The sequence below is a fragment of the uncultured Kiloniella sp. genome, assembly GCF_937128705.1.
Taxonomy (GTDB): domain Bacteria; phylum Pseudomonadota; class Alphaproteobacteria; order Kiloniellales; family Kiloniellaceae; genus Kiloniella.
Map to the genome: position 1 here is coordinate 1 of NZ_CAKZMP010000006.1, position 1,969 is coordinate 1,969.

General features: G+C 49.2%; 3 protein-coding genes and 1 tRNA gene. 1 reads left to right on the top strand and 3 read right to left on the bottom strand.

The annotated features are described in order from the left end of the window. Positions 1–4 precede the first annotated feature (4 nt). The gene (locus tag Q0241_RS00430; protein WP_299371378.1) at positions 5–517 is read right to left on the bottom strand and encodes an antirestriction protein ArdA; all 513 of its coding nucleotides are present in this window, start codon (positions 515–517) and stop codon (positions 5–7) included. A 62-nt stretch (positions 518–579) separates the two neighbouring features. Beyond that, complete coding sequence (locus tag Q0241_RS00435) at positions 580–753, bottom strand: hypothetical protein (protein WP_299371381.1); 174 nt, start codon at positions 751–753, stop codon at positions 580–582. Between the two features lie 121 nt (positions 754–874). On the opposite strand from Q0241_RS00435, the gene Q0241_RS00440 reads away from it, so the two are divergent. After that, positions 875–1,826, top strand: a protein-coding gene (locus Q0241_RS00440) for an IS630 family transposase (protein ID WP_299371384.1) whose coding sequence is annotated in 2 segments (ribosomal slippage) — positions 875–1,210 and positions 1,212–1,826 — 951 coding nt in all. Because the reading frame shifts where the segments join, the coding sequence is not laid out codon by codon here. Positions 1,827–1,892: 66 nt separating this feature from the next. On the opposite strand, the gene Q0241_RS00445 is transcribed toward Q0241_RS00440, so the two are convergent. After that, positions 1,893–1,969: transfer RNA gene (locus Q0241_RS00445), tRNA-Met, on the bottom strand.

Sequence of the window (1,969 nt, forward strand, 5' to 3'; positions counted from 1 at the left end):
GATATCAATACATCAGCACCCCCCAGACAATATAATCCGTGTTATCAGCACGAAACTCAGTAATATCGCCGTTTAAAACCATATCGCGGGCATAGGCTTCATCGTCAAAATAGAACCGGAGGTGCTCGGGAATTTGCTCAAGAATGCCGCAGTCTTGCAGATAGTCCCAGCAATAGTCCTGCGCTGTACCTTCATAGAGCATTACATCGTCCAGCTTATCCAACAGATTATTCATAGTGCAGTGCAAATCTTCAGCCAGATAAAGTGCTTTGATAGCCTCATCCCCCTCCAAGTCTTCAAAGCTCCCGAACCACTGTGCCAAATTGGCTTGATCCACATTCAAGGCTCTGAATAGCGCGCAATTGTCACCGTCGATGAACTGGATCTCATATTCCTCGACCGGATCGCCATATTCATTCCGGTGCGTAGCAGCTTGTTCGGTGTAATCCTCAAGGGTTTTGAAATAGAAGCCTGTCGCTGAAATATCGTAAGGGGTGGCGTGATAAATGTTGGTCATAATGATCTCCTTGTTTTGTTGCAAGGAGAGACTTGGCTGCCAGCGAGCAGGCACAAATGTCTTCACGGATATGGAGCGGAAGATCGTTTGTGAAGGGGAGTGCAGCCGATAAAAGTCGCTTCCTCAAAACCAAGGGGCATTTCTGATTGACCATCTCTGTCTGCCGTGGATGCAGCATGAGTGATGATCATTACTGTCGTGTTAAGTTTCTCATTTACGTCTTGAAGGACACGCAAGACAGCCCGACCTGTCTTGCTATCTAGAGCGGTTTGCGTTCAGTAGGAATCATTTAGGGGGTTCTCAAATCATTTGATCTCTGATTCACTGTCTTTATGGGGTAGTGAATGGAGGAGCGTGATGGGGCAGGCCTACTCAGTTGATCTTAGAGAGCGAATTATTCGTTATGTTGAAGCGGGGCATTCTCGTCGATCTGCAGCTCGCCAATTCGGGCTTTCACCCAGTTGCGTAATCCGGTGGCTGGATGACTGGACAAGAGAAGGTATTTCCACTCCAAAACCGGATGGTGGTTGGCGTTATTCCAAGCTGGATGGTCATCGGGATTTTCTGATCCGCCGGATTGAGGAAAGTCCTGACATCAGCATGGCTGAACTGTGCCGGGAGCTTGAGGATCTGGGCACCAGGGTGCATTTATCTTCTGTATCCCGCTGGTTCATTCGTCAAGGATATACATATAAAAAAAACGTTGTTGGCGACGGAACAGAAACGGTTGGACGTTTCAAAAGCGCGTGAAGTTTGGAAGAAGAAACGCCAACCGCTTATGGCAAAAGCCGCTCATCGTCTGATCTTTGTCGATGAAACAGGGACCAATACAAAGATGGTTCGCCTGCGCGGACGCAGTCAGAAAGGCCAACGCCTGAAAGCTGATGCGCCTTTCGGCCATTGGAAGACGCAGACTTTTATTGCCGGACTTCGCTCAACAGGTCTGACCGCACCATGGATCATTGATCGTCCCATGAACCGGGAAATCTTCGAGACATGGGTCGAAACTCAATTGGCACCGACCCTGAACCCCGGCGACGTGGTGATCATGGATAATCTATCCAGTCATAAAAGCCCTAAAGCTGAAAAAATGATCCGGGCAAAAGGCGCATGGCTTTTGTTCCTGCCGCCATACTCTCCCGACCTCAATCCCATTGAGATGGCCTTCTCGAAACTCAAAGCACACCTCAGGGCGAAAGCTGTAAGGACAATAGATCAACTCTGGAAAGCCGTTGGTGACATATGCTCCTTATACTCAGAACAGGAATGCCAGAAATATTTCAAGGCGGCCGGATATGACCCACACTGAACGCAAAATGCTCTAGAACGCAAAAAAGCCCCTCCGCTTTCGCAGAGAGGCTTTTCAGTACTTCGGTGGTTGCGGGGGTAGGATTTGAACCTACGACCTTCAGGTTATGAGCCTGACGAGCTACCGGGCTGCTCCACCCCGCG